This is a genomic window from Xanthobacter aminoxidans (assembly GCF_023571765.1).
In the GTDB taxonomy this organism is placed as follows: Bacteria; Pseudomonadota; Alphaproteobacteria; order Rhizobiales; family Xanthobacteraceae; genus Xanthobacter; species Xanthobacter aminoxidans.
This window is the reverse complement of the sequence record NZ_JAMJXC010000013.1, coordinates 23933-50760: the sequence shown is the minus strand read 5'-3', so window position 1 is coordinate 50760 and position 26828 is coordinate 23933. Positions and strand designations below refer to the sequence as shown.

25 protein-coding genes are annotated in these 26828 nt (G+C 64.5%); all 25 read right to left on the bottom strand.

The features are described from left to right. Window positions 1–4: 4 nt before the first annotated feature. Window positions 5–388: a hypothetical protein gene (locus EJ105_RS18595; protein ID WP_250167519.1), complete on the bottom strand. Its 384-nt coding sequence runs from the start codon at window positions 386–388 to the stop codon at window positions 5–7. Between the two features lie 345 nt (window positions 389–733). Then, entirely contained in the window at window positions 734–955 is a 222-nt protein-coding gene (locus tag EJ105_RS18590; protein ID WP_250167518.1) for a hypothetical protein, read from the bottom strand. A 457-nt stretch (window positions 956–1412) separates the two neighbouring features. Then, window positions 1413–1688 (bottom strand): hypothetical protein, encoded by a 276-nt coding sequence (locus EJ105_RS18585; protein ID WP_250167517.1) that lies wholly within the window; start codon window positions 1686–1688, stop codon window positions 1413–1415. Continuing rightward, a complete protein-coding gene (locus tag EJ105_RS18580) occupies window positions 1681–1848 on the bottom strand; it encodes a hypothetical protein (protein ID WP_250167516.1) in 168 nt (55 codons plus the stop codon). Before EJ105_RS18580 ends, EJ105_RS18585 begins: the two co-directional genes overlap by 8 nt. 519 nt (window positions 1849–2367) lie before the next feature. Then, a complete protein-coding gene (locus tag EJ105_RS18575) occupies window positions 2368–2532 on the bottom strand; it encodes a hypothetical protein (RefSeq protein ID WP_250167515.1) in 165 nt (54 codons plus the stop codon). Window positions 2533–2721: 189 nt separating this feature from the next. Further along, window positions 2722–4461: a phage terminase large subunit gene (gene terL / locus EJ105_RS18570; RefSeq protein ID WP_250167514.1), complete on the bottom strand. Its 1740-nt coding sequence runs from the start codon at window positions 4459–4461 to the stop codon at window positions 2722–2724. A gap of 102 nt (window positions 4462–4563) precedes the next feature. Continuing rightward, window positions 4564–5013 carry a hypothetical protein gene (locus tag EJ105_RS18565; protein ID WP_250167513.1) on the bottom strand — a complete coding sequence of 150 codons (450 nt, stop codon included), beginning with the start codon at window positions 5011–5013 and terminating at the stop codon, window positions 4564–4566. A gap of 14 nt (window positions 5014–5027) precedes the next feature. Beyond that, on the bottom strand, window positions 5028–5213 hold the full coding sequence (locus tag EJ105_RS18560) for a hypothetical protein (RefSeq protein ID WP_250167512.1): 186 nt from the start codon (window positions 5211–5213) through the stop codon (window positions 5028–5030). A 9-nt stretch (window positions 5214–5222) separates the two neighbouring features. Beyond that, the gene (locus EJ105_RS18555; protein ID WP_250167511.1) at window positions 5223–5408 is read right to left on the bottom strand and encodes a hypothetical protein; all 186 of its coding nucleotides are present in this window, start codon (window positions 5406–5408) and stop codon (window positions 5223–5225) included. After that, complete coding sequence (locus tag EJ105_RS18550) at window positions 5408–5638, bottom strand: hypothetical protein (RefSeq protein WP_250167510.1); 231 nt, start codon at window positions 5636–5638, stop codon at window positions 5408–5410. The genes EJ105_RS18555 and EJ105_RS18550 overlap by 1 nt, the downstream gene beginning before the upstream one ends. After that, window positions 5635–5883, bottom strand: coding sequence for a hypothetical protein (locus EJ105_RS18545; protein ID WP_250167509.1), 249 nt, complete (start codon window positions 5881–5883; stop codon window positions 5635–5637). Before EJ105_RS18545 ends, EJ105_RS18550 begins: the two co-directional genes overlap by 4 nt. Further along, complete coding sequence (locus EJ105_RS18540) at window positions 5883–9014, bottom strand: non-contractile tail sheath protein (protein WP_250167508.1); 3132 nt, start codon at window positions 9012–9014, stop codon at window positions 5883–5885. Before EJ105_RS18540 ends, EJ105_RS18545 begins: the two co-directional genes overlap by 1 nt. Continuing rightward, window positions 9011–9712, bottom strand: coding sequence for a phage tail fiber domain-containing protein (locus tag EJ105_RS18535; RefSeq protein ID WP_250167507.1), 702 nt, complete (start codon window positions 9710–9712; stop codon window positions 9011–9013). The genes EJ105_RS18540 and EJ105_RS18535 overlap by 4 nt, the downstream gene beginning before the upstream one ends. A 54-nt stretch (window positions 9713–9766) precedes the next feature. After that, entirely contained in the window at window positions 9767–15292 is a 5526-nt protein-coding gene (locus tag EJ105_RS18530; RefSeq protein WP_250167506.1) for an LPD23 domain-containing protein, read from the bottom strand. 12 nt (window positions 15293–15304) lie between these two features. After that, the gene (locus tag EJ105_RS18525; RefSeq protein ID WP_250167505.1) at window positions 15305–17443 is read right to left on the bottom strand and encodes a hypothetical protein; all 2139 of its coding nucleotides are present in this window, start codon (window positions 17441–17443) and stop codon (window positions 15305–15307) included. A gap of 116 nt (window positions 17444–17559) precedes the next feature. After that, a complete protein-coding gene (locus EJ105_RS18520; protein WP_234049847.1) occupies window positions 17560–18066 on the bottom strand; it encodes a virion core protein, T7 gp14 family in 507 nt (168 codons plus the stop codon). Beyond that, window positions 18039–18566, bottom strand: coding sequence for a hypothetical protein (locus EJ105_RS18515; protein WP_250167504.1), 528 nt, complete (start codon window positions 18564–18566; stop codon window positions 18039–18041). The genes EJ105_RS18520 and EJ105_RS18515 overlap by 28 nt, the downstream gene beginning before the upstream one ends. A gap of 2 nt (window positions 18567–18568) precedes the next feature. Further along, window positions 18569–21055, bottom strand: coding sequence for a phage nozzle protein (locus EJ105_RS18510; protein WP_250167503.1), 2487 nt, complete (start codon window positions 21053–21055; stop codon window positions 18569–18571). Continuing rightward, on the bottom strand, window positions 21046–21642 hold the full coding sequence (locus EJ105_RS18505; protein ID WP_347881331.1) for a hypothetical protein: 597 nt from the start codon (window positions 21640–21642) through the stop codon (window positions 21046–21048). The genes EJ105_RS18510 and EJ105_RS18505 overlap by 10 nt, the downstream gene beginning before the upstream one ends. Before the next feature lie 57 nt (window positions 21643–21699). After that, on the bottom strand, window positions 21700–22635 hold the full coding sequence (locus tag EJ105_RS18500; protein WP_250167501.1) for a major capsid protein: 936 nt from the start codon (window positions 22633–22635) through the stop codon (window positions 21700–21702). A gap of 364 nt (window positions 22636–22999) precedes the next feature. Next, a complete protein-coding gene (locus EJ105_RS18495) occupies window positions 23000–23254 on the bottom strand; it encodes a hypothetical protein (protein ID WP_250167500.1) in 255 nt (84 codons plus the stop codon). Further along, the gene (locus EJ105_RS18490; protein ID WP_250167499.1) at window positions 23251–24030 is read right to left on the bottom strand and encodes a lysozyme; all 780 of its coding nucleotides are present in this window, start codon (window positions 24028–24030) and stop codon (window positions 23251–23253) included. Before EJ105_RS18490 ends, EJ105_RS18495 begins: the two co-directional genes overlap by 4 nt. Window positions 24031–24038: 8 nt before the next feature. Then, window positions 24039–24851: a capsid assembly protein gene (locus EJ105_RS18485; RefSeq protein ID WP_250167498.1), complete on the bottom strand. Its 813-nt coding sequence runs from the start codon at window positions 24849–24851 to the stop codon at window positions 24039–24041. 2 nt (window positions 24852–24853) lie between these two features. After that, on the bottom strand, window positions 24854–25033 hold the full coding sequence (locus EJ105_RS18480; RefSeq protein WP_234049839.1) for a hypothetical protein: 180 nt from the start codon (window positions 25031–25033) through the stop codon (window positions 24854–24856). After that, window positions 25030–26604: a portal protein gene (locus EJ105_RS18475; RefSeq protein WP_284145528.1), complete on the bottom strand. Its 1575-nt coding sequence runs from the start codon at window positions 26602–26604 to the stop codon at window positions 25030–25032. Before EJ105_RS18475 ends, EJ105_RS18480 begins: the two co-directional genes overlap by 4 nt. Window positions 26605–26828: the final 224 nt, after the last annotated feature.

Below are 26828 nucleotides of genomic sequence, written 5' to 3'. Positions count from 1 at the left end.
CTCCTCAAACGGCTTGCAGGACGGCGAAGCCCGCCCGTTCCAGACGACACGCCCAGTCGTGCCCGCTGTCCCCCTCCAGGGCGCCGGTGAAAGCGGCTCGAAGTGCCTTTTCCTCCGGCGCGGCGTACCGATGCCCCTCGGCTTCCGCATCCGCGATATGACGGATTGCGCTGGCGACGGCAGCCGAGCGCTTGTCATAGCCGAAGCCCCCGGCATAGCCGCGCACCATGGGCAGCCCGAGCCAATGGACGTATGCCCAAAGCCGTCCCGCCCCGTCCTTGGGGAACTTCAAGGCGACGGTAGCAACCCGCTCGCCGTCCTTGAGGATGACGAAGGCCGACACGTCGCGAAACGCCTTGTCGTGTTGCTCATAGATGTCCGCAGGCATTGTGTTCACTCCGATGGATGGTCCGCTTGAACGTACTTTCAGGCGAAATGAATGAGACCTGTGGCGTCACTGTAGCGCACCACGAAGCCGATTGAGGTTGACCGGTCCGCCTCCCGCTTCACGGCGGGGATAACCGAGGCGCTGCGCTCCCGCCCAATGGCTGAAGCCGCGCGTTTGGCCCCCTCCCGTGAAATGAATACGGAAGCGCTGGAGTTCTTGCCAAGGTGAAGCATGGTCACATGATCCGCATGGCACGATAGGTGCAGACCACCACCGCCAGGGTGAAGGCGATGGGCATGATTGTCGCCATGGCGAAGGCGGTTGCTGGATTTGTCGGGTACATTTTCAAGCCTCCAGACAGTCTTCAATGGCCGTGAAATCCCGCCGCCATCCCTTAATCCAGATATATTCTTGGTTGTCGTGGTCGAATGCACGGAAGCACGTGTCGAAATCCGTCCCCGGCTTGACGCTGATATGGAGGGCGGCAAAGGGGCCATCCGGCTCCGCCATATATTCTTCCGTGTACCCGCCCAGATGGGCGCCGTTGTCGGAGTTTTCGTAAGCCATTTTCAAGCCTCCTAAATCGCTTGCGGAGGCCACACAGCGGCGCGGTTCGCTCGCACGGATGATCCGCTTGAACGTATCACAGGCGCCCCTGTGTGGCCTTCGGAAGCGCCCGAAGGCGCCAAGGAAGCGATGGGGGCCGCATTGCACCGCCCCCTTGCTCCTTCACGCGACTTGCAGGCTCCGCATGGTCAATGCCCTGTCGCGTCCGCACCCCTCGCCCTTCGCCATTCGACGTTGTGCAGGATGCCGCCCCACTATTTGCTTGCCCGTGGGACCGGGTGCCTTGCCTCCACTCCACCTTGCGGTGGAGCCCTGGTGGCAATCTGGAGGGCCTCGCCTCTACTCCACCTTGCGGTGGAGCCTCTATCAAGGCCCTCGGGGCTGCCGCCCTAGCTGGTGATTTGGACCTTAGACGATGTACGTTCAGCCGTCAAGTCCATTCTAACGTACTTTTTCATCAAGCGAGATGTGCGTCGTCGAGCGGCCTCCAGTTCCCTGAATAGGTGTCGGCCTCCGCCTTCCGGCTCGCCAGTTCTTCTTCCCCCGCCCGCTTGGGGCATATGGCGACTTCAAGAACTCGGTCCGCCCAGCACTCCCACACCCCCGCGCCCTTCCGTCCCACATAGGGCTTCAGCCCGTGCAACTCCGCCAGGGCATCCACCCCATCCACCGTCCGGCGCATGTCGAATGCCTTCAGGTGGCGGGCGGCTTCTTCGCGAATGGCCTCACTCATTGGTCGAGCCCTCCGCCTTCGCCAGAAGGTCTTCCACGTCGTTAGGGAAGCGGCTGGCAAGGTAGGAAAGCAGGCCCTCGGCTGTCGTCGTGTCCGCCTGCTTATCCCGGTCCGCGATCCTGAGTGCGTCGCGGAGGATTGCTTCAATCTCGGTGCTCATGTCGTGGGCTCCCCGTGTTTCGATGGTTCCAATCTAGCGTTGGTACGTTCAGCCGTCAAGTCCGTTCTGACGTATCTTGTGGATAAGTCAGATTGCCCCTGTTCGGTCAATGGGTTAGCGGAGGCTTGCAGTGCCCTTGAGGGGCCATGCAAGGGGTTTGTGGGCGGGTGCGACAAAATGACAGATAGCCGGAAACACACGGCGGAAATCGCGCACGGCCCACACCCAGGCGCCTCCGCGCGTTGCAGGCCCCGTGCCAGCGGAGAGCCAGGGCGTTGCCCAGCCGGTGCACGGATGCTATATCCGTTGACAATCCAGCATCCATGCGGGTTTGCGGCCGACCGGTGACAAATCCCGGTGACAATCGCCCACGCGCGGCATTCCGTATCACGCGCGAAACGGCAAGCCGGGCGCACGCGACGCGCGGGACGGGCCACGGGGGGTTCCGCGCGAGCTTTTATCTATCGAGTGGCGTTCAGAAATTTCCGGCAAATATCGCCGGTGGGGTGCGGAAGGCCGCTACCGCCCCCGCGTCACGAACCTTATGAGGGCAGCGAGGACCACACCCACCCCCACAGCATAGGGGGTCGGAAGCCACAGAGCCTCCAGAAGGCCCATGCGCCCCTGCTGAAGGGGACCGATGGTCTGGCCGAAGAAGACCAGCCACACCGCCAAGATGGTCACCAGCGGCATCCTGAAGCGAACCAACGGGGTTGCCTCCATCGTTATGGGTTGTGTTAGGGAGTGGTCTTGTAAGTGTCCCTTCAGGGGAACTTCAAGATACCTTCAAGGGAACCTGAAGGGACACTTAAAGAGAAACCTTCCCACCCCTGCCGGCTAGAGTGGCGGGAAAGTCACCGGCCGCCCCAGGCCCTATCGGCCGCCGAAGCGGCGCTGCATGAGTCCGGAGGACCAGTGCTCGGGGTCCGCCTTGCGGCCGAGGGCGCCCTGCATGAAGCGCTCGATCTCGGCGTCCAGGAGACGCTCTCGCTGGTCCAGGGCGGCCTTCTCGGTGTCGCGTGCCATCACCTTCGACCAGTACGCCACGGCCCCCGCAAGGGCGTCCAGGCGGTCGTCATGGCCCAGGGAGCCCCTGTCGGCGGTGAGGCGGGTGAGCTGGTAGAAGAGCCGGTAAGGCTGCTGGTCCTCCGGGCGGTAGTCCTCGGTGGAGCGGTAGTCCTGCTCGATCACCTCGGGGGCGACCACGAGACGGTGCTGGTTCAGGACGGGCTCCATGGTGTCGATGATCCGGGCTTCCTTCTGGGCCTTGGACCACTCGGCGTCCTCAATCCGCACAGGGTAGACAGACTTCGAGACGCCCTTGAGAAGCTCGGCGAACATGCCACCGCCATAGTTGGGCTCGGTGAGGATCAGGTTGACGTTCTGGCGCCGGGCCACCAGGAGGAGGCTCTCCAAGGTCTTGGCGTCGTAGCCACCCCGGAAGCCGCCGGCAGCGGTGAGGAACATGCGGCCGTGGAGGGTCTTGACCACGGCATAGGCGGTCTCGTCCTTGCCTCGGCCCGAGGGGTCGATGAACATGACCGAGCCCTCCCACTCCTCGAAGCGATTGGAGGTCCAGGCCGGCTGGTGGTAGCGGTCGCCAGCGAGGCCAACGGCCGGAAGGCTGTCTATGGCCTGAGCCGGCCCGGACGCCCACACGAGGTCAGTTGGACCGCGATATGGGTCGCAGGAGAAGACGATGAGGTCGGAGAGCTTCAGCGGGTACTTGTCGGCATCGGAGAGCGACGTGTCGAGCTGGAACTGCAAGGCGAAGCCCGAGCGGCCGTAGGAGGCTTCACGCTCCTGGAGGTCCTCGTGGGTGAAGCGCTTCGGGTCGGTGGGGAGACCTGCTACCGAAGGCTTCTCGTCAAGCGCCGTGGCGATGAACGGGGCGAGCTTGGCGCCATACTTCTCGCGCTTGTCGGCGGTCGGGTAGCGGGCCGGCCAGATGCGGGCGACATATCCGCGCTCCGGAAGCTCGTTGTAGAGGGACTGCTCGGACTGCGGGGTGCCCAGGTAGATCACCCGTCCGCCCGGCTTGAGCACGGCGTCAAACTCCTTGACGGTCTCGGCGAGCTTGTCGCGCTGCACCTGGGTCGAGGAGTTGTTCGCGACCTCAATGTCGTCGGCCACGATGTAGTCGGCGCGGGAGCCGGTGAGCTGGCCGGTGATGCCGACCGACTTGACGGACGGGGAATGGTCAGGCCGGGCCGGTCCGACGTCGAAGGCCACCGCGCTCTCGCGCTGGCCCTCCTTGGGCTCCAGGAAGCGGAGCACCTCCACCTCACGGATGAGGCGCAGGGTGAAGACGGAGAACTGGTCGGCGCGGGCCTTGGAGGCCGACACCACCAGGATTTTGAGCTGGGGGTTGCAGTAGAGGAGCCAGCACACGAAGGCGCTGGTGATCCAGCTCTTGCCGACGCCTCGAAACGCCTCGATCACCAGACGGCGCGGGCCGTGCTGGAGGAACTGGGCGATGTCGTACTGGACCGGGGTCGGCTCTGGAAGGTTGAGGTGCTGCCAGATGAGCCAGAGGAAGTTTCGGAAGTCCGCCTTCAGCGGGTCAGCGGGGGTCTTGCTGGTCGAGGATAGGAGGTGGGTGCGGGTGTTCAAGGGTCGCTGGATCGACAGGGATGGTCACAGGCGGGCATCCGCAATTCCAGAGCATACTGGTAGCCTGGAGGGGGATTGCCCGCCTGCGGCCTCTGGAGGCGATTACGCGGAGGGCGGCGTAAGGCAGAGGGAATATGCGCCGAGGCGGATTTTGCCGGCGGTGAAGTCGCCGCCATCGGCGGTGATGATGACCGGGAGGTCCCCGCCCCAGAAGAAATCCACGGGGGAGTAGGGGGGCATCCAGGTGGAAGCGCCTGCCGCCAAGGAGGGCAGCACGTGTGAACCCGAGCTGAAGAGCGTGGTGGAGCCGGCGATACCCACCTGAATTGCGGTAGGCCCGACGATGTCCTCAAGAACACGGACATGCACCCCAAGCGCGAAGCAGTCGGAGAACACGCCAGTGGGAATGGAAACAGAAGCCCCGGACAGCGGGACATCGAAGACGGCGACACGGCCCACCATGCTCGCCCCGGTGATTGCCGGGACGAGCTGGGCGTATCCTTCCGTCTCCACCTCCGAGATGTACGGAGGCCAGATGGGAAGATCAGACATTTTTACCTAGTGGGTCAGGCTGCGCCGACGTACTGTCCGTTATAGCCGTCGCTCTGCACCGTGGACGACACGATGTCCCGGAGGGTCGTGGTGCCGTCGATGGACTTGATGCGGAGCTTGTAGGTGTGGCTCCCCGCGGCGGGCGACACGCGCATGGTGATGTCGCCGTAGGGGGTCCGGTAGAGGTTCACAGAAAGCATGAGGTCGGGTCAGTCCTTGGAGTTGTTGTCGGGCTTGGGGTCGGGGAAGTGGACGAAGCCGATGGGCGGCTTCTTGGGCAGCCGGCGCCGCTCCTCGTTGGAGACGGAGTAGGCGGAGCCGATGCCGAGGCACGAGTTGTAGGGTTCCCAGTCCGGCGCGGAGCCGGGAACCGAGACGGGAGGCGAGGCTTCCATCAGCCGATAATGTCGGGGTTCGGGGGTTCGGGCTTGAACGGCAGCAGGGCTCCGAGGCGTTCATCCAGCTCGGTGGCGTCCTTGGACCTGGCGTCGATGCCGTTGTCCTTAAGGAGCCGGACGGCGGTGGCGAGGTCGCCGGCCGTGGCCGTCCCATCCTGGATGCGTTTCATCAGCTCCAGGACGACGAGGGACTGGAGCTGTTCGAGGATGCTGGCGTCGATTTTCAAAGGAGGCGCCCCAGCAATGCCCTGAGGTCGAGGAACGAAGAGGCGATCCACGCGGCGGCGGCAGCGGCGCCGGTGATGTACCACTGGCGCTTTTCGAGGGCTGCAAGCCGCATGTTGTGGGCCTCTTCGAGGGCCTGGAGGTTCGTCTCAATGTTGGTTGCGGACTTCTGGATGGCGTCAACCTTACCCTCCAGGCGACCGAGGTCGCGCTGGAGAGCGAGGTCCACCGTGTCCGTGGGGGACATCACGTTACTCTGGCGTTGGTTTGGATGGAGATGGTGGGGGTGGTGCGCCGCTGATAGATGAAGCCGTCGCGGAGGATTTGCTCTCGCGACCAGAAGAAGACGTGGGCTGCGCCATTCTTGCGGCCAATCTCCGCCGCAGCGTCGATATAGGCCCACTTCCAGTCGGTCGAGGCCGACAGGTTGAAGCCCGAGAAGTAGAAGATGCGGGACAGCGGGTAGCCCAGCGTCTCCTTGGCCATGACCCAGGTCCCCTTCATGAGAGCCCAGTTGTCGTCGCCGAGGGCCTCGGTGTCGTAGTCCTTGGTGACCCAGTCGTAGTCCTCAATCATGAGGATGTTGAACTTGCTCGGCCCCCACTGGTCCGCCGGGGGCAGATTCATGATCGCCGAGGCGTTGGCTGTCGGGTTGAGAACCTGGGGGGTGAACACCAGGATGGCCGTCTGCGCCTTGGGGAAAGCCGCCTTGACGATGTCGATCTGGGTGTTGGTGCTCTCTCCGAGCTGCCGGCCGAGCCATTCCAGGAAGGGCCGCTGAACTTCAAGCTCCGCCTCAGTGAGGTGGGTGCTCTCCATGTACGGCGCCGGGGCATAGAGGCCGGTATCCTCGTTGTACTTGGTGACGGTCGCGAGGCTGTAGACGCACGGCTTGTTATCCGTGTAGCTGCCGTCCCACCACCAAGGTTCTCCGATTTGGTATCGAGGGACGAGCCCATTGTCCTGGGCGATGCCGAGGAACTGGATGGCGACGTTCGCGAGATATGCGGCGGCCTCCGAGTTGGAGGGCTCGACGAGGCCGGAGGGCGGGCTCCAGCCAGTGGTCGCCATAACGCCATCCACGTTAACCTGCGCCCACTCCACCGGCATGATGGACTGAAGGATTTCGTAGGAGATGGACACCCACAGGTCGTAGTTGCGCTTCTGGAGCTGCTTGCAGAAGTCCTCGAACCACAGGCGTGTGGGGGAGTTCACGAGGCTCCCAGTCTTGCGCAGGAGCCACCTCTCACCAGTCCAATCGAAGTTGTGGAAGTGCGAGATGCCCATGTATAGGACGTATGGGCCACGGTAGCCCAGCGACCACGTCCGCTCCGCCACGAACTCAGGCGTCAAGTTGTAGCAGTTGTCATACCCATCCGTCATAGACATGGAATGGGCCGGCTCGTATCGCAGGTCGATCTTGAGCGTCGTGTTGGAGCCGGAGACCACGATGCCTTCGACAGCCGTCCAGCATTCGTTCTGAGACGCCAATGCGACATTGAGCTGCGTCTTGACGCTCACTCGCGTCCCGCTCCCAACGGCCGGGCCGAGATAGGCGCGGGTCGTGCGGACGGTGTAGGAGCCCCCGCCATTGTCCACGATGGGCGGCGTGAGATACACCGCCGGGACGTCCCCAATCCCAGGAGCCGTGCCAGTCCCGTCCAGCGACATCTGGTTGTCGTGGATCGACGTCGCCAGGAGGTTCGCGAGCTGGTGGTAGATGGTCGTGGCGTAATGGATGTAGGTGATGTCCTGCTTCAGAAAGTCTGAAGGCTGGAAGCAGAGGTTCTGGGCGCCGATGTAGGTCAGGGGATCAGTGGCCGCGATGTCGTCCTGCGCTGCCCGCGCCGCTTCGTAGGCGCTGACGAGAACCTGATAAGGCGGGTCGCCGTACCACGACGTGCACACCTTCTGGATGTACAGGGTCATGTCGGGATTGGTGTTGGCCCGGAGATAGGCGAAAATCTTGATCCAGGATTGCTTCATCCGGTCGATGGTGGGCTGGGGATTGCCATGCCCGGACCAGCCGACGTCCGTGTAGCTGACGTCATTCTCGCCCTGCGCCCAGATGCCGACAGGAGCCACCTTGCCGATGGAGTTGATGATGCCCACGGCCTGGAGGAGGCGAGGACCGGGCTTATCCTCGTTGAGGTCCCACCAGTAGTTGACGCCGTTGATGGGGTCGTCATCAGCCTGACGGTCGGCAGCGGAGGAACCCCAGCACACTTCCAGCGGCATGACGCGGACAGCACGGATGCCGTACAGCTCAGCGAGCTTGCGCCGGAAGGTGGCGGCAGAGCACGTGTCCCGCCCGCTTCCGGAGAGTTCCGTGAAGTGCCCCACCGCATTGGACTGGCCCAGGAAGGGCACCACGACGGTCACGAAGGAATTGTCCACGGCGACAGCGGAAGCGGCGTCCACGAAGTAGGACATCTCGCTCGTCACTTTGACACGCCACTCGATCCACGAGGGCGAGTAGTCGAAGATCGGGACGTTGTCTTCGACGGGGAAATCGAACCACGTCTCGGTGGTTGTCCCGAGAACGGCCCAGGTTCCATCGGGCTTCTTGACGCTCACCTCATAGGTGGGGCTGGTGAAGCCTTCGGGGGCGGACCACTCGAAGACCACGTCGCCCCAATCGGAGCCGTGGGCAACAGGATCGCCCTCCTCGCCCGTGACGCCGGCAATCGCCAGCTCATACCCGCCGCCATCCGACGTTGGGACGGTTATGAGGTCGCCGCCCATCAACGTGGCGCCGTTGTTCAGTTGAACCGTCACAGTCCGGGTTCCGCTGGCGAGCGGAGAACCCAGGGTCGCCTCTCCGCCCAAGTAATCCCTGGGCGTGATGGGGAGCATGAGGCGGACGATGTCCGTAACCGGGACGCGGCGGGCTTCCTTCTCGGCGTCGCTGGTCTCGTCCGTGACCTCCCCATATCCGCTGTACAGGTCGGAGGTGAACGGGATGGTTATCTTCTGCTTGTACGGGTCGGAGTTGTTCTTGTCCGTCCGATAGTTCCACAGTCGGACGTTGTAGGTCTTGCCGTCTCCGGTGTCGATCACCAGCGTGGCGCCATAGAGCGCGTCGAGGCGCGGGCAGTCTCCGCCGATGGAGATGGAGAAGGTCCAGACGAGGCCCGTGTAGTTGTTCTTGGTCTCGTATTTGAAGCGGGGGTGATCGAACGGGTGGTCCGAATGCCACATGATGCCGGTGATGTCGCCGTTGCGCCGGAACACAGCGTCGGCCCGGATGGCCGTCGAGGACGTGGTTCGGATGGAGCCGGACACCTCAAGGGGCATGTCCAGGGTCCAGTAGCGCGGCATGAAGCGGCTGATCTCGCTGCTTCGGTCGGACCTGTAGGTCTTGACGAGGTAGCTCATTCGTCGGCTCTGGTCGTGCGCAAGGTGATGCCGATGTCCTTGAAGACGCTGTCGGCTTCCGAGGTGAGGGCCACGCGGAGCACGGCCCCGGCGGGAATGCTCGCAGCGCTTCCAGAGAACACGCCGGTGCTGGAGCCAACGGCGAAGGTGAGCGTCCCGATGGACGTCAGGTCGCGCATGATGGAGAACACCTGCGCCCTCTCCGCCGGCGCCGTAGCGGCATAGGCAAGGCTCCCGGAGAAGTTCGCGGGGACTTGCACATCGCGGACGACAGGGAGAATGAGGACGTACTCGCCCTTCAGCGGGGTGTAAGGGATCGACGCCGAGACGTCGTACCACCAGGCACCCGTCTGGATGGCCGAGACGTACTGATTGATGACCGAGCCGGAGAGGTCTTCAAGCTCCTGGGCCACATAAAGGGCCTGCCGAATGGCATCGTTGAAGCGCTCCACGTCCACCGCTTGGTCGTTGTAGAAGGTGACGACGGGGAGGACCTTGGGGGTGGAGCGGAAGATTTTGATGCCGATGCCGTCAGAGGGCGCGACGGCGAAGCTGACGGTCTGGGCGTTGACCCACGTGAATGCCGGCATGGTATCGCCGACCGTGGGGTAGACGTGGGACTTTTCGAGATAGGGGAACGGGACCGCGAAGTTCTTGGTGACACCGTCCCCCGTGTAGGTGACGTAACTGAGGGCCATATCTCACGAGGGGAGGATGGCCCGCCGCCACAGGGACGACGGGCACCGGTTGGATCACGAACCTGGGAGGAAGTCCGTGACGTCGAAGCCAGGGTTCTTCGGCGGCTTCTGCGGGGCATCGCGGACCATGTGGCTCAAGGCGCCTTGAACCGCGATGTTGTTGGAGAACGGAAGCACGGAGAGGAGCTGCTTCCATTCCTGCTGCGACCGTTCCCGGCCTGTGATGATGGGCTGGAAGAGCGCGGATGGCGCCACCCGGAGGACGTTGTTGATGAACGCGACCGAGGGGTTCCCGAACCACGCATCGGACGGGAGAGCGGAGTTCCGATAGCCGAACATGGGATTGGCACCGGTCATGCCGATGCCGATGTCCAGAAGGCCGGGGATGAGAGAGGAGTAGGCCGAGAGCTGGAAGGCCGCCATGGCGATGGCTCCGGGCGTGAGCTTCTCGTCGAGATACTTTTGCGGGTCCTCCTGGGTGGCCGCCTGGATGCGGGTGCGCCCGGCGTAGAGCGCCGCGCCAGCCGTGGTGGACCACACCACGTCGGCGAACGCCTCACTATCCCGCATCGCCCATCCATTGAGAATGTTCATATGCCAAGCGTTGAGGGCGAAGCGCCGGAGCTGGGCGAAAGTCCGGAAGATCGGGGAGCGGTCATAGACCGTCCCGGCACCGAAGTCGTGCTCCATGCTGGCCCGGCCGGCGGCGCGGTTGAGCGCGGAGGCGAAGGCGGTCTTGGCCTCCGGGTCGGTCCACTCCTCGGGGTGCAGACGAGAGAGCTTGGCACCGGTCCAGTGGCTCGTCACCTCGCTGTGCTCCGCGACCTGGGCGAGAACTCTGGGGAGCATCTCGTCATCCATGCCGAACCACTTCAGGCGGTTCCGCTCGGCCTTGGAGAGCTTGGACAGGTCAAACTTCTCGGCGGCGTCTCCCGCCAGCATCCGGTCCATGACGCCGCGAACGTCGTCGGAGATGGGGGTTCCAAGACCCTTGACGGACTGGTAGATGCGCACGAGCCAAGCTCGGAAGTTCTGGAAGGCGCCCTGGAGCTGGGGTGTTGGGGCCTTGCCTTCTCGCAGATACTGCTCAAAGCCCTGCGCCCACTGCTCATGTTCCTTGCGGCCGATCTTCGACACGTCGTCCACGCCGAGCCATTTCAGGACGGTGTCGAGGTCCTTCTTCGCGGCCTTGTTGATCTGGGCATCCTGGATCATTTCGCCCAGCCATTGGTGGCCCATCTCGTGCATGAAGGTGGAGGCGTCACGCTCCTCGAAGAGCTGGATGACGGCCTTGTTCCGGCTTGACGTGATGGAGCCGCGATACCCGTCGCCGTTGGACTGGAAGAACTTCGCATACTTGTCGGGAGTGGTTGGGGCAGCCGACTGGTCCTTGGGGACCTTGCCATCGGGATACATCACCCACTGACGGCTGCGGGGGGTGTCCTCCGCTCCCGGCCCAGTGAACCACGGCGGGAGGTCCCTACGCTGCTCGGCAGTCATATGGCCCCGGACTTCGGTGGACCGACTTTCCACCTCCCCGGACATCCGCCGGTAGAAGTCCCTCGCCTCCTCTATGGTCAGCCCCCACCTCTTCGCAAGATACTCGGGGTCCGTGCCATACCCATGCCCCTCCAGATACTGGATGGCGTGCTGTATTTCGTGCAGAAGCGTGCCGTGGTGGTCGGGGCTCAACGGGCTTAAGGCGATTGAGCCGGTGTTGTGGTCGAAATAGCCCCACGCTCGGTCCTGCATCTCCACAGGAACCTGCTTAATCTGTAGGTCGAACAAGCTCGGATAGGCAGCTTCCAGCTCCGGGGACCTGTAGACATCGCGGAGGCGGATGACGGCCCCACGCGCGGCGTCGTCCAGGGCTTCGTTGATGCGGGGGGCGATCTTCCCCTTATCGTCGGGGACTTCAAAGCGCCACTTCCCGTCCTTGCCCTTGCCCCACCCGGTGATGGCCCAGATGTCGTCCGGGCCGAAGCCCTTCCCCTCAAGGTCGATAGCCATCATCAGGTCATCAATGTTCGACGTCTTGGCCCGTACACCGGCGAACTGCCCCATCTCTCCCGGACCGAGGGCATCGGGGGACTTGCCGGACCGGACCTCAATGCCTTCCTTCTGGTAGAGCTTGAGAGCATCCTCGCCCAGACGCTCGGCGCGGGCCGCGTAGCGAGCCGACACGATCTCGGCATTGATCCTGGCTTCGCGCTCGGCCACACCCGCCGCCACGAGCTGGGCCTTGATGTCGTCGCGGACCGCCTTCACGGACTTTGACGCCTTGCCGAGCCCCTTGTAGGCAGCCTTCGCGTCCCGGTAGAACCGGTCGGCCAGGATGCGCCGGGCGGCGCCACGCACCCGGTGGTTAATGGCGTTCATGCCAGAGGCCGACACCACGAAGTCCGAGGTGGCCTTGGTGGCCCCCGCGATCTTCGCCAGGGCGCCATCCATGGGCGCCGTGAGCATCCCGTCCTCAGGGGCGCGGCGGGCCGACAGGTGCTTGAACTCGTCCACGGCGCCCAGGGCCGCGATGTCCCGTCCAAGGTCATCGGTGGCCTTCAGAACGCCCCCTTCCAAAATGTGGGTGCGGAAGGCCGGCATATGCTGGAGCATGGCGCGAAGACCACCCTGGGTGGCCTTACCTCCAATGGTCGCGAGGCGGGCCATGTCGGGGATTGCCGACAAGCCGAAGTTTCCGCCCATCGTGGCAGTGCCGAGGTTGCGCAGGATTTCCAGGCCCTGGGCGACGCGGGTGTTGGCATTCTCGCTGGGAACACCGAGGAGCCGGTCAAACTCCTCCTTCAGGAGCGAGACGTCGTTTGCAATTTCCTTGGGGGACTGCCCGCTCTCGGCGCCCTTTGCGGCCACCTGCTCAAGAACGTTATTCATCTCCTGCCGGGAGCGGATGCCGTCCATGAGCACCTCGCCATCCTTGCGGACAAGCTGAATGCGGCCGGCGGCCCGCCACGCGGATGCTTGGTGGTTGTAGTGGTCGAACAGGTCGAAGGCGTTGTTCTCGACGAAGTCCCCCAGCTTCAGGCCAGTGCGGGGATGGACGTAGTTCTCGTCGATGTCGATACGGAAGTGCATGAAACCGGGCTTCGAGCCCTTGGGCAGCCGGGCCAGGATTTCGTCGATGTCGGCCTCCGACAGGCCCATGTCGCGCATCCCGGAGCGGATGACGTCGGCGGTGGCCCCGTCGCGGGACATCATGAAGAACTCGTCCAGGCCGTAGGCGCGGCGGTTGAGGTTTTCCCAAACGCCGTTGGCGATGGTGTACGCCTTGTCCCCCAGCTCCTTGTGGGAGGCGAGGAGAGCGCCCTCGAACCACTCCTTGAACTTCCTTCCACTCGCGTCGATCTTGCTGATTTTGTCGAGACGCCACACACGGGGCAGGTAGTGACTGTTCGGGGGGACGTTCTCGCGCCCGGCAAGCGCCCGGCCGGGGTTGTCCGGCGTCTCGGCACGGGGCGTGAGGTTGCCCTGCCGGTGCTCCTCCATGAGGGCATTGAGCTGCTTGCCGACCTTGACCACCTGGGGGTCATAATGCGCATCCCGGTCGGGCCGCATGTCTCTGGTGTAGTTGGAGACGGCATCCCCGAAGTCCTCCCACGCCTGGGTCATGCGGGGGGCAATGGAGGACTTCCACCACGGGATGCCCTTGGCGTCAGCCCACTCCTTGAACTGCGGATAGGCCGTGCTGTAGAAGCGGTTATCCGCGTCGTGCATGATGCGGAGCTTGTCCTCGCCGGCCGACACCGGGTTGACCACGAAGTCCCCGTTGGCGTCCTTTCGGCCGACCACGTCCAGGCCGAGAGCCTCGCCAACCTTACGAGCCAGAGGGTTCTTGGAGGAGCCGACACGGCCCGCCATGTCCGGCCGGGCGGCCTCAACGGCGGTGCGGGAGGCGTCATCCTGCCCCACCTTCATGAGGTCACCCTTCGAGAACTGCATGGTGTTCTCGGGGTTTACGGCGGCGCTCAGGGAGCCTTCACCGCCGCTGAAGACGGGAGTTCCGCGCTGGATGTCGGAGACGACGCGGTTTGCCGCCACCGATCCACGGGCCGCGATGTCCTCGGTGGCGGGGTTGCGGCCGAACGGCCCGAAGGCGAAGCCCAGGCCGGCTCCGAAAGCGGCTGCCATGGCATAGTCCTCACCGCTCACGGACTTGCCGAGGGCGTCCTCACCGGCGGTCAGTGCGAGGTTTCCCCCAGCCGCCGCAGCCCCGGCCGCGATCCGAGAGCCAACGGCGCCGAGCTTCATTGCTCCGCCGGCCGCCGCCCCGAGGCCGCCCGTGCTGATAGCGACGGCAAGCCCGGTCGGATCAAGCATCCCGGCGGCAAGGCTCACGCCCGTCCCGGTCCATCCGGCCCGGCTGATATTCAGCTCGTTCTCGTACTGGCGGTGAGCCTGGGCCGTCAGATAGTCGGAATGAGCGGGGGAGACGCCGAGGAGCTGCCCCCAATATTTCTCGGGGAGCCCCTGCTTACGCTGTTCAAGCTCCTCGGTGGTTGGCTGATAGTCGGGCGCCGGTGCGAACACAGGGCTGTCGCGGAACAGGTAGGCCGTGGTGCTCTCGTCGGCGGCGGACTCCACCGTCTGCCAGAAGGTCGGAGGCGGATTGAAGGTGCGCTTGGCAACGCCTGCCGCGACATCCTCGGGCGAGCCGGCGGGGGTGACGCCCGGGGCCGTGTCTACCCAATGGGTCTTGGGGCCGGTGAAGTCGAGAGGAAGTCCGCTCTTCCGCAGCTCCGCCACGCGCTTATCAATCTCAGCCTGGGTGCTCTGGGCGTAGCGGACGCCCTCCATCCCCTTGCGGGAGAACCACTCATTCCCGACCTTGATCTTCCCGCCGATGCTCGGGTTCGCGTCGGCGAAGGCGTGTTCATTCTCCATCCCCTGGTCGGTTGTCAGGCCGACGTAGTTGCTTCCTGCCGCGATGTCCTCCAGCGCGGACATGGCCTTTTGGTAATAGGCCGATCCTGATTGCTCAGGCCGGACGATGCCCCGGCGGACCGGTCCGTAGAAGCTCTTTGCGGTGTTCCCGCCATTGAAGACCAGCTCACGAACCGACTTCCCGTACATCACGGACCGGTTGATGAGGTTCTCCATCGCCGTCTCGGGGTGATCGCCCGTCTCCAGCCGCATCAGCCCGAAGACGTAGGAGCGCAGCTCCGGGTCGTTCGCGAGTTCGTTGATGGCAGATTGCCGCTGCTTGGTCAGAACCTCACGGGTCGCGTACTCGACCGCAGGGTCGGAGGCCGTCCACCCCCCGGCTCTCCGCCGAACCTTAGGCTCCGCAGGGGCCGGGGTGATGGGCGTCTGGTCGGGGTCGCCGGGTCGGGCGGGAATGGGATCGACACCGGGGGCCGCCTGAGTGGGCTGGGGGAGGTTCTGGTCGGCCCCGGAGGTGTCCGGGAGGGATTGTGCCGGGGCCGGATCAGGGGCCACCGGAGCGGCGCCCTGTGTATCCGGGAGGCCGGCGTCGGGGAATGTGGAAGGGGGTGCCCCCTGGCCGGGGGCGGGCAACTCGGTCGTCTCGATATTGCTTTGCGGCCCAAGGCCGAGGGTGTCGTCCATCAATCCTTGCTGTTATTCACCAAACCACGGAAACACGGGCTTGGAGGCGTTCTTGTTCACATCGGAGTTGGGGTCGGCCAGGGCCTTGAAGCCCCCCGTAAGGCCGCCCAGGTTCGGTTTCTGGGGGTTCGTGAGGAGGTCGAAGATGGGTTCCGCAGGGGTGCCCTCGAAGAGCTTCAAGCCGGCATCGCGGGACTGCGCGGCCTGCTTGCGGTCGTCGATGATCTTCGCGTTGGCCGCCAAGCTCATGGCCTTGTCCGTCTTCCTCAGGTCCCGGTCCGTGAAGGTGAGCTTGTCGCCGTTGACGGAATATAGGGGCGCACCCGTCGCGGCGTTGATGACGCGATAGATGCCGTTCTCGAAGCGGATCGAAAGGTTCCCTGGGCCGTCGATGCCCTGGGCCTTCAGGTCGTTGGGGAACTGCTTGTAGACCTGATTGAGCACCTCGTTGACCACCGGCTCCTTGCCGATGGAGAGGAAGGAGGAGCGGTTGAACTGCGCCTGCCCGTTGATGACGGGGACCTCCTCGCCAATGCTGGCGGCGGCGGCCTTGACCGCATCCTTGGCGGAGACGCCCTGAGTGCGCACCAGGAGCTGGGCGCGGCGGGTAATCTCGGTCTGGGCGCTCCCGAGGTTGACCGGGTTGGACTTCCAGTTCCACGGCATATAGCCGGACTGCGGGTCGCGAAGACCCTTCACGGCGTCGTTGATCTCCTGGTAGGCGGCCTTGATCTGGTCGCCGTTGGCGCTGTCGGGGTCGATGGCTCGGGAGGCACCTTCAATGGCCTCCTGCCCCGTCTTCCCCATCTTCCGCAGGAGATGGTAGCTGTCGTAGAAGTCCCGGTCCTTGGCGTCCAGGAGGTTGTTCACATAGGCGGGGGAACGGGTGCGCAGCGCTTCGTAGAGGTTCGCGGCCTGCTCCGTGCGCTGCTGCTCGTCGGGGTTCGTGAGCGAGGTGGTGTTGGATGCCGACTGGATTGCCGAGTGCAGGTACCCCTTCCACTCGGGGTTCTCCACCCCGTTGCGGACGAACTGCTCCGCCTGGGCGGCGAACACGTGGCCGTTGATGACGCTCTGCGGCTGCCCCTGGAACTGCTTGGCGACCTGGGAGCGAATGCTCTGGGCCTGGAAGGTAACGGCCCCGTCCTTGATCTCCTTGGCCCCGAAGGTCTTCATCTCGCCGGTGAAGGGGTTCCGAGCGACGATGTCCTGGACCGCGTCGAAGGAGCCATCCCCGCGCGTTAGGGCCGCCTGGGCCTGCTTGAAGAGGCCATCCTTCTGCTGCGCCTCCCAGTCCTTGCCGAGCACCCGGTTGGCGTCGGCGCGGAGGGCCTGGGCATCGGCGACATACTTCGGGTCCTGGGAGAAGGCGGGGAGCGCCTGCCCAGTCTTCACGTCCTTGCCGGGCGCGTCGAGGATGGCGAGCACGTTGCGGGCGGCCTGGGGCGTGGCCCGGCCGTCCGAAAGGCTGGTCTTCAGGACGCCCATGAGGCTGTCGTTCATCTCCGCCCAGGTGGCGCCATTGACGCTTCCCGCCAGTTCGGCCTTGGCCTGACGGACGCGCTCAGCCACCTGATCGGGCGTGAGGCTCCCCATGTCGGGAGCGTTCAGCACGTTGCGGAAGCCGGTGGAGATGGTGACGCCCCGCACGTCGGCATTGTGCCGGGCGATCTGGCCCTGCTGTTCCTTCAGGAGCTGCTCACGCAGCCCTACCACGGACCTCTGGAAGTTCTCGGCGCCGTGGGGCGTCCCCGTGGGGATGCGGTCCATGTAGCCCTTCGCGCGATCGGCGATGAGCTGGTCGATGTCAACGGGGGTTCCGTCCGGGTTGAGGAGCGACTGGGTTCCGCCGGGGCCGAAGTCGGCCTTCATCGCATCGCTGAACTCATTGCCGACGTTGATGCCCACGGCGGCCTGATAGGCACCATTGGCGACAGGGTTCGCATAATAAGGCACCGTGCCGTTGCGAAGGCCCTGGGCAAGCTCGGTGCTGGAAGAGCTGGCGATGTAGCGGGCTGCCGCCTCCTTCGCCTGATCGTTTTCCAGCTTCTTGCGCTCTGCCTCCTGCCGCTTCAGGTCCGCCTCATTGCGGCGGTAGAGCCCCGCCAGGGCGCCGGAGAAGGCCGACAGGGACTGGCCCAGGCGGGCCATGTCGTCGTTCTGAACCGGGCGCTCGGGCTGGACGTAGGTGTCCCCTCGGGCGGGCGCGACCGACAGAGGCTCCGGGGGTGCCAGGTCTCTTGTCTCTTGGCGGCGGTATGGGGCCATCAGCCGAACGCCCCCAGGCCGCCGGAGATGCCGCCGATGAGGAACGGCAGGAAGCTGGGGCTCTTGGCCCGCTGCACGGAATTGATGCGGGACTGGGTGTTGGCCTTCACCTGATCCATCTGGGCGTAGGCGTCATCCCGCGCCGTCTGATAGTTCTGCATGGTTGCGTCGTCCCGGCGCCCCTGCTGCGCCCACAGGTCATTGACGAGGGCGTTGACGGAGAGGCCGGTCACGCCCGCCTCGCCAGCCGAAGTTCGGGCCTGGGAGCGGGCGCGGAGGGCGTCTATATTGTTCTCGAAGAGCTTCTGGTCGGCGGCGTTGCGCTCCTGGATGCTCTTGTGCTGGAGCGCGGCATACTGGTTGTCCGCCGCCTTGTTCGCGTCGCGAGCGTTCTCGCGGTACATCTGGTTCTGCGCGTCCGCCTGGGACTTCGCGGCCTGATAGCTGGCGACACCGCCGGCAATGCTCAGGCCCAGGCTCAGGAGGGGAAGAGCGGCGACGCACATGGCGTGCTTCTGGTCCTTTCAAATGGGTAGAACGGGAGGAGCTTCGAGCCCCACAGGATGGGCTCCTTGGCGACCTCGAAACCCAGCCACTTGAGCCACTGAATGTGCTTCGCATTGCGGGCATCAACAACGTTGTTCAGGGTCTCATACCGGGCCTGCTGTTCCTCCACCCACTTGCGGCTGGCGCGGAGGAACTCGACGGTGTGCTTGTCGAGCACGTCGCTGCCCATCATCCACGGCTGACCGAGCTTCGGGGTTCCGGTCTTGAGAACGCCGGGGTAGTCGGGGGTTGGCGGGTAGATCGGGTCCACGCCGCACATTCCCGCCAGCTCCCCGGCGTCGGAATACATCGCCCAGGCGTCGTGCTCCCGGACCATTTCCAGAAGCACCCCCAACGGCTCGCGGCCGGTGAGTGCCTCGATCTCGGCCCGGTCAGCCGGCCGCAGGATGGGCGCCAGGGCTCGGGCGTGTTCTTCAGTGGCCTTGACGATGTATCCCACGTCTATCTCTCCATGTTGTTCTGGTTCCACATACCCCGCCAGGAAGCGGAGATGAATGAACTTGGAAGCCAGCTATCGTTGACGAGGTCGATGATGACCCTGTCATTGCGGCTCATGATGGGCACGCTCCAGCGCCGGTTCTCGGGCTTTACGGTGCCGAAGACGTGCCTGGAGTCCCCAAGCACTCTGCCGTGGTATTCCTCGGACCGGAGGGAGCGCCCGTCAGGCGTCACCTCAACCCGGAAGTACCCGGTTTTGTCGAACGACAAAGCGAGGTGGTGGAGCTGGAGGCGACCGTTGATCTTCGCAATGGAGCTTCCATCGGCGGACTGGCCCCGAGCAAAGAGCGTCGAGAAGCGGTACCGGCTCTCATAGGGGTAGCCAAAATAGACCAGCTTCCCCCGCGTGTCCCCCTTGAGGGACACCGACACACCTCCGATGGAGGAGACGTCGAGCATCCGCCCGGACGACACGGCTATGATGCCGTCCTGGGGAACGAAAGGCAACGTGTAGGTGGTGACCTCGGATGATGCCTTATACACCGGGGACTTGAGCTGGTCCGAGGTCACGCGCCGGTCCAAGTGGATGAGGTAGCCGTGGTCGGCGTCGAGCGCGGAGGTGCTCATGCGGAGCTTCTCCAGGCATGTCCCGCCGGGCCGGGCCACCAGGGCGTAGATGTCGGACTTGATGAAGGCGGCGCGAAGGATGGTCCCTGCGGTCGTCCAGCGCATCCAGGCGGACTGTACCTTGTTCTGGCCCGCCCAATAGAAGCGATGGATGTAGACCGCCGAAGGGTCTCCATCGGTCAGGACGGCGAGGCAGCTCTCGTCCGGGCTCCCGATGATTTGGGTGACGCCTGTTGGAATGTAGCTCGGGGTATGGGCGGTGACGTTGTCAGCGTCTCCGGTCTCGCTGTTGTTGTCGTAGAAGAAGTCGTAGACCGCCGCGTAGTCCCGGCTGGCGGTGCTGTCGGCGATGAAGAAGACGCTCTTGCCAACGGCCACCGGAGGCACGGTGGGGGACGAGGAGAACTCTGTCATCGGCCGAAGGGATACCGACTTGGGGGTCAGTGTCTCGTTGCCGGATAGGCGGAACTGGGTTCCATCCGAGAACAGGATGAGGTTGTCCTGGGTGGGCACTACATGCCGCATGATCGACACCTTGACGTGACTGGCGGCGACGTCAATGGGGTCGTCATCCAGATAGGCGGTGGCCGTGGTCCGGTAGAAGTTGAAGAAGTCCCCAGAGCGCGAGAGTATGACGTTCTCGTCGGAGAGGAAGCCGAGCCGGTTGTGGTGGAAGAAGACGTCCTGGATGGTCCCGCCCACAAAGGACGGGTCCGGGTTGACGTCCTCGTCGTCACCGCACTCACGCTCGTTCCAGGATGCTGGCTTGAAGGTGAAGCTACCGTCCGCCTCGCGCACCAGGATGTGCGGCATGGTCGAGGCGTCCAGGCCCTTGCGGGAGCCGGGCTTGCAGGTCTCCTTCCAGATGATCTGGGAGTTTCCGTCGTTGTCCCCGTCCTTCTGCGCCCACACCCAATAGCTGTCGGTGGTGGTGCCATCGGAGCCGGTGATCTCGACGGTGTAGCCGATGGGGGCGAAACTGGGCAGGTCCGAGAACCGCTGTGTCTGCGTCTTCACCACCTTGGCGGCATTGCCATTATAGCCGTCGCCGACCGCAATGGAGAAGTCCGCAGAAGGATGCTGGATGTAGATCGCGCTGGTGTACCGAGTGACGTCCCATCCATTGGCGGACGTGATGCCACGCTTGGACATGATCTTGAAGACCATGCCAGCGTTGTCGATGATCTGGTAGTTGTCCTCCGAGTTGCCCCAGATGGCCCGGCCCTCCGTACCGTTGGGGGCCATCCCCATATAGAACACGCCACCTCCGGAGGCCATGGTCCCGGTCATGAGGATTTGGGCGATGTTCTCGGTTGATGCGCAGTTGGCGGAGCCATAGATGCCGCCACCTGGGGTCCGGTATTCCGCGACACGGGTGCCGTCAATATCCACCGTGTAGGTCTTGGAGTAGTTGCCCTGGAGGATGTTGATGAGCGCCTCGTAGGGCCGCGTCGCGAACGTGGCGGAAGAGACTGCCACCTTCTTGTTCCGATTGACAATAAAGGTGTAGTCCGCCACCGTCAGCGCAGCATAATCCCCATCGCCTCCGGACAGGTAGCTGTAGCCGGACGGAGCGTTGACGGCGCAGGCGTTGCCCTCGAAGTCGAAGATGTAGGGCTTCCCGTTGCGGATCACCAGAACATAGCGCTCGGTCTCGTCGCGCACGATCATGTGCATGAACATCTCGCCGTCTGAGACGGGGATGTTGGCGACGTGCTCGAACGGCGGGCGCTTCTTCAGGCCGGCCACGAGGGTTGAGTCGAAGTTCTCCTGAAGCTCCCCCTGGGTGGGTAGGCGCATGGCAACGGCCTGCTGGGAGACGCCGTTGTAGAGCCCCGGAAGCTCGCCCGTGATTAGGCCCACGAGCGGCTCCGGCGGCGGAGGATGCGGGACGGAAGCGAGGCGTCGAGAACGTTGAGGTCCTCGTTCTCCGCTTCGTCCGACACGAACTCGGCCCAGGCGGCCTGCTCGTCCTTGACGGAATAGTTGTGCAGGTTGTCGGCTCCAAGGAACTGGTCCTCGAAGCGGCGGCCGGCGGCGATCACGATGAAATTGCGGGCCGTCTCTGGAAGCTCGTAGAAGTCGAGACCGAAGACGATGTCCACCTTCACCGGCTGGCCGATGTCGTAGGTGTGGCCCACCGGATCATAGAGGCGCCCGCCACGCTGAACGTAAGGGCACGACGGGTCGGAAGGGTCCACCTTGAGGGTGTTGAGGGGGAGGATGATCTCGCCGTCCGTATTGGGAGACAGCGGGAAATTCTCCTCGGAGTTGAAGGACCAGCCCGATTTCTGGAGCTGGCGAGAGAAGCGTCGGATGGAGGCCAGGGCCGTGCCGGCATCAGCCGGGAGCACGGTCAGGAGGGTTTCCACAGGGCTCTCCCCGATGGCGGAGAGAAGCGCGTTTACGGCCTCCAGTTCGGTGGTCGGTGTGAGGAGAGGTGCGGTCACTTCGAAAAAAGGCAGAAGCCCCGTGAGGGACCTCTGCCATTGGAGTTGAAGGGAAGGTTACGCCACCGCGCCGGTCGCGACCTCAATCGCGCAGTCGGGCCGCAGAATGCCGTGACCCACGAGGTACTTGGCGATGAAGAACGTGCCCTGGCGGCGAATTTCGTATTCGCTCTCCATGGACATATCCATGAGCTGCACGGTGCCGGCGGCCATCTTGTTGAAGACGAGGCCCACGGTGGTGCGGAAGTCGCCCTGGTACTTGGCCGGGCCGGTCGTCACGTTGGTGGACGGGACGTGGTTCGACTTCACGATGGGGAAGCCGGCGATGGTGTCCACGCGGCCCGTCGCGACAGAACCGCGAGCGCCGAGGGTGGTGTCCACCAGACGGTCGCGCTGGGCGAGGAGGTAATACTGCGCCGGGCGGAACACCGCCTGGGTGTCGGTGAGGCCGACGTTCTTCTCGTCCAGGGTCTGGGCGGCGGTGAACAGGGCCGCTTCCAGCTTCGCCGGGTCGGTCGCCATCGCGGCGTCGGTGATCCGGGAGCCGCCGGGACGGCCGGTCAGCGGGGATGCAGCACGCGCCGCCAGGGTGATGACGCGGGCGACGTTGCTGTCATAGGCGAACGCCAGGGCCTGACCCAGCTCCTTCGAGTAGGGGCCGCGCACGTCATAGTGGTTCATGGCCTCGTCCACGTTCGCGATGAACACGTTCGACTGGAGGAGGTCGTCCACGGTGATGATCGTCTCGGCGTGGTCGATGGAGCTGCCGTCGATCCAGTTGCCGGGCGTGTGATAGCCGGAGGTAGCCCGGCCGATCAGCGGGAACTGGGCGGACTTGCCGTTGCTGATCTGGCGGACGAAGTGGAGGCCCTTGAAGATGTTGATGCGCTCGAACTCGGTGAGCACCTCACCAGAGAAGAGCTTGAGGAAGAGGGCCTGAACGTCGCCTGCGCCGTTGATCTGGCCGAGGCGGCTGACAGTGGTATTGGTCACTTAGAAAATTCCTGAATGCGGGAGGATGGTTCCTCGGCATCCAGCACACGGGTCGGTAGTTGTCGGAGAGAGAACCTCAGCTCTTCTGCGACAGCCGCTGTAATGCGGAGCCGTGGCAGCCCCCTAGAGAGGGGCACTGCTTCACGCGCTTTCAGGAATGCTTGCCCTGGGGCGCATACCACCCCGGAGGATGGCAGAGGCGGTCCCCAGGGAACACAGCCAGTTTCAACCGCCGCAGCGGTCGAGCTTCTGGTAGTGCTTGTCGAGGGCCACCGCATAGTTGCAGGTGGCCGTGTCGCCGGCCTTACACGCCTTCTCCATCACGTCGATGGTGGCAGTGGGCGGGGCGATGAGGGAGGGGCACTTAACGGCCCGGACGGGCTCGCTGACGCAGGCTGTCAAAAGCATCGCCAGCGGCAGAAGGAGCGCTGTCAATCGCATCCCATTCCCTTTCGATCTTCTGGATGGCATCCGTCTGGGCCTTCCGCTCGGCCGCCTTTCCGGCACCGCGCCCCTTGAGGAACACGGCGCCGAGGAGGGTGAAGACCACGCCGAAGATGGCGAGGTACTTCTTGAACGGGGAGAGGAGGTTGACGATCCACGCGAGGAGCGCGGTCACGCCCGGCGCATCAGGAAATAGACGGCGCCACCGGCAACGGCGGCAGCCACCACGGCGACGAGAACGGCCGGGCCAATGGAGCCGATGCCGGACACGATGCCGACAGCCTGCTTCATCGGCTCGGACACGGCCGACACTGTGTCGGAGACCTGCTGAACTCCCGCCAAAACCACGGCGGTGCCGGTGGCGGACGAGAGGATGGTCTTGACCGGGACCGGCGCCTTGGGGGCGTCCACCTGCTCGGGGACGTTGGAGGGCGCGGCGGGCAGGTTCTTGGCGGCGTAGTCGTAGTCCGCGTCCCACAGCGCCACCTCGCCGGTGCGGCGGCGGACGAGGCCATTGAGGACCTTGCCCTTCGAGCGGGTGTAGAGCGCGAACTTGGCGCGGGTGCCGTCATAGTCACCCCGGTTCAAAGGGGCGATGAGCTTCTTGAGGTTGCCGGTGCCGCAGTTGAAGGTGAACGACACCAGGGCATCGAACTGGCCCTGGGAGAGCGGCACCTTCACGAGCCGGTTGACGTCCCCTTCACACTCGTCGAGGTCCACGTCCAGGATTTCAGACGCTTCCTCCTCAGTGATGGAGATGCCGGGGACGACGCGAAGGGAATGCTTGGCGGCGTTGGTGTGGCCGTAGCCGATAGTGGCGGTACCCTTGAGCGGGCTTCCGGTCCACTCCCGGTACTTGCCCTTTACGGGCGCCAGGAGGTCGTCATAGGGGTATGCGACGAAGCTCTCGAAGCCCTTGATGAAGTCGAGGCCTCGCTTGGAGATTTTCATGGTGGGCATCAGAAGCTGGACTTAAAGACCCTTTGCTCGACCTCGGCTCGGTATGCGGGGTCGGAGGAATAGCGGGGATCGGCCATGGCCTTGGTCATCTCGTAGACGCTGCTGAAGCCACTCTTGGTGGCAATCGGCTGGCCGGCATTGAGGAGCTGTGGCTCGTGGCCGTTGGCGCCCTCGAAGCGAGAGCGAAGGCCCTTGATCGCGAAGAGTGCGGCGTTGTGGTCACCGCTGGTGATCGTGCTGTCGAACTGGGCGATCTCGGCCGGCGTGAGCGCGGTCTTGGCCCAGGCGACCATTTCCTTGTAGCCGGCCTCCCCACCACCTGCCGAGAACAACTCAGCGGTGCGGGCGGCGGAGGCGGCCTTCTGGCCGTCGATGAACTTGTCCACCACGGCGCGAGCCTGATCTCCGAACAGGCCCTTGAGGCCCTCGGCCAGCTTCTCGCGGCTCTCGGGGGAGACATCTCCGGTGGTGTCGAACTCGTCCTGGTAGGAAGCGACGTCGAGGCCGGCCGCCTTGACGGCATCCTCGGCCGCCTTCTGCTCCTCGGTCTGCTTCGGGGGCTCGGCCGGGGGCGGCTCCTTGGCGGGGGTGCCTTCAGGAACGGCAGGCGTCTCGGGAGTGGCCGGGGGCGGCTCCTGGACGTGGGCTTCCGGAGCCTTCTTCAGCGCGGCCAGCTCCTGATGAACGCGGGTCAGTTCGGCCTTGGTATCGGAAAGCGCCTTTTCCAGGTTGGCGGGGGCGGCGGGCTCTTGTACTGCGGGAGGAGCCTCCGAGCCGGTGGTGGCCGGCGCGAAGGTGACGGTCTCAACCACGTTCAGAAGCTCTCCAGGACCAACCCGTTGTGGAGTTCGGTCTTGGCCCCCGGCATCACGGTCTCGGGGAAGAGGGCAGAGGTAGGCACCGGAACGGACGCATCAGCCTTGGCGGTTTCGACCTTGGTCTCGGTCTCTTCGTCGGCGGGGGCGGCAGTCTTGGTTGCGGTCTTGGTGTTCATTGGGCCTTTGCGGGAGGGGGGTTGTCGATCTTCATCTGCGTCTGCGCCATGCCACCGAGCTGCTGGAGGGCCTGGGGGCCGAGCTGCTGGACGAGCTGCAGCATCTGCGCCTGCTGTTCCTGCTGGGCGAGCTGCTCGTCGGAGGCCAGGAGGCCGCCGGGGTCGATGCCGTAGGACGCGGCCGAGCGCTTCAGGAACTCCTGCGGGTTGAGGAACTTCATGGCGAGTTCCGGCCCGAGGACCTGGAGGATGTCGGCGACGAAGAGCTTGAGGTTCTGTTGGTCGTAGCCCCGGCCGATGGCCTGGAGGCCGGTGACAATCTGGGGCTGGACGAGGTCGTGGGGGAGCGGGGGAACCTGTCGGTTCTTCTCCATCCTCCGCTCGAACAGACGCACGACGGGAAGCTGAAACTCCGCGCCGAGGAGCGTGTAGACACCGCCAAGGGCGTCATCCAGCTCCGAGGCCATGTAGCGGATTTCCTCGGCCGTCACGCGCTCGCCGGAGCGCTGCACCGCAGCGTTGAGCATGAAGGCATAGGACAGCGACTGGGCGATGTCGGTGGCCTGCTGACGGGCTACGGAGAGGTCAACCTGACGGTTCGTCTGGATGACGCCGACGTCGTCCGCCGATCCGGCGATGGTGTCTCCGGTGCGGGCCTTCGCGAACTGGCGAAGCTGCACGGTGCCATTGGGCGACACCACGAAGATGACGCGAGCGGTTGCAGCCGAGCCCTCGACGATGGCCTCGACGAGCCCTTCCAGGCTGTCCAGGTCTCCCAGGTACTCCTCGACATAGGACCTGCCATAGTCCTCGCCCGGCTGCACCGACAGGCGCAGAGGGAGCCACGGCAGGGCATCGGGCGTGTAGGAGCCCGTGCTGCCGGGGACCACGATGTCGCAGATTTCCTGATAGACCTTCCACATTCCGCCTTCCAGGTGGATGCGGGTGTACAGGTCCAGGTCCTTATGCTCGTCTCCCGGCGTGCCCTTCGAGAGCTTGTCCGCCAGGGCGGCGGCTGTCTCGCGCGGGAGTGCGGCGCGGGCCACGCTTTCCTTGACCACGATCTCCAGCAAGTTGCCGGAGGCGTCGCGCTTGACGACGTATTGGTCGAGGCGGAAAACCCTCACGCGGCCTTTAGGTGGAACGTAGACGAGAACGTTGCCAACCACGATGAGGTGCTGGAGGGTGGTGAAGGCGGCCGGCCGGAACAGGGCGCTCTCCATCTCGGCGAGCACCGCCTTCTCGCGGGACGACAGCGCCTGCTCAACGGTCCCGCGCATCTGGTCTGATTGCGTGAGCTGCTGAAGAGCTTGGTCGTCGATCTGGTAGCGAAAGAACGGGGTGTTCGGGGGGAAGAGGGAGAGGAGGAGCTTCGAGCTTAGAACCCGCTGACCTCGCGCTCCCAGGGACTGGAAGGGCGTGTCGAGCTTGGAGTTCGGGCTGAAGCCGGACGGCGGTAGAAGGTAAGGTACGGTAAGGGCGGCGCAGTCTCGACCGCGATCCAAGAACGGGTCTCGCCCGCCTTCGAGCGCGGCATAGCGCTGCGCCGCCGTGGCCTGTTTCTGGTCCAACGCTAAGCGATGGTCAGGCCAGAGGAAGTGGAGGGAGCGTTGAGGTCGATGCGCAGGGCACTTCGCCCGCGCCGGGCGCCCTCAACCGCCTTCGAGGCGTTCTTGGCCTCGGTCGTGGACTCATTCAAAGCGGGTGACTTCGGGGTATCCGCAGGAGGCGGAGGAGGTGGAGCCGATGCCGCTTGATGAGGAGGGGTTTTACTGCCCCCCAGGCACATGAGAGT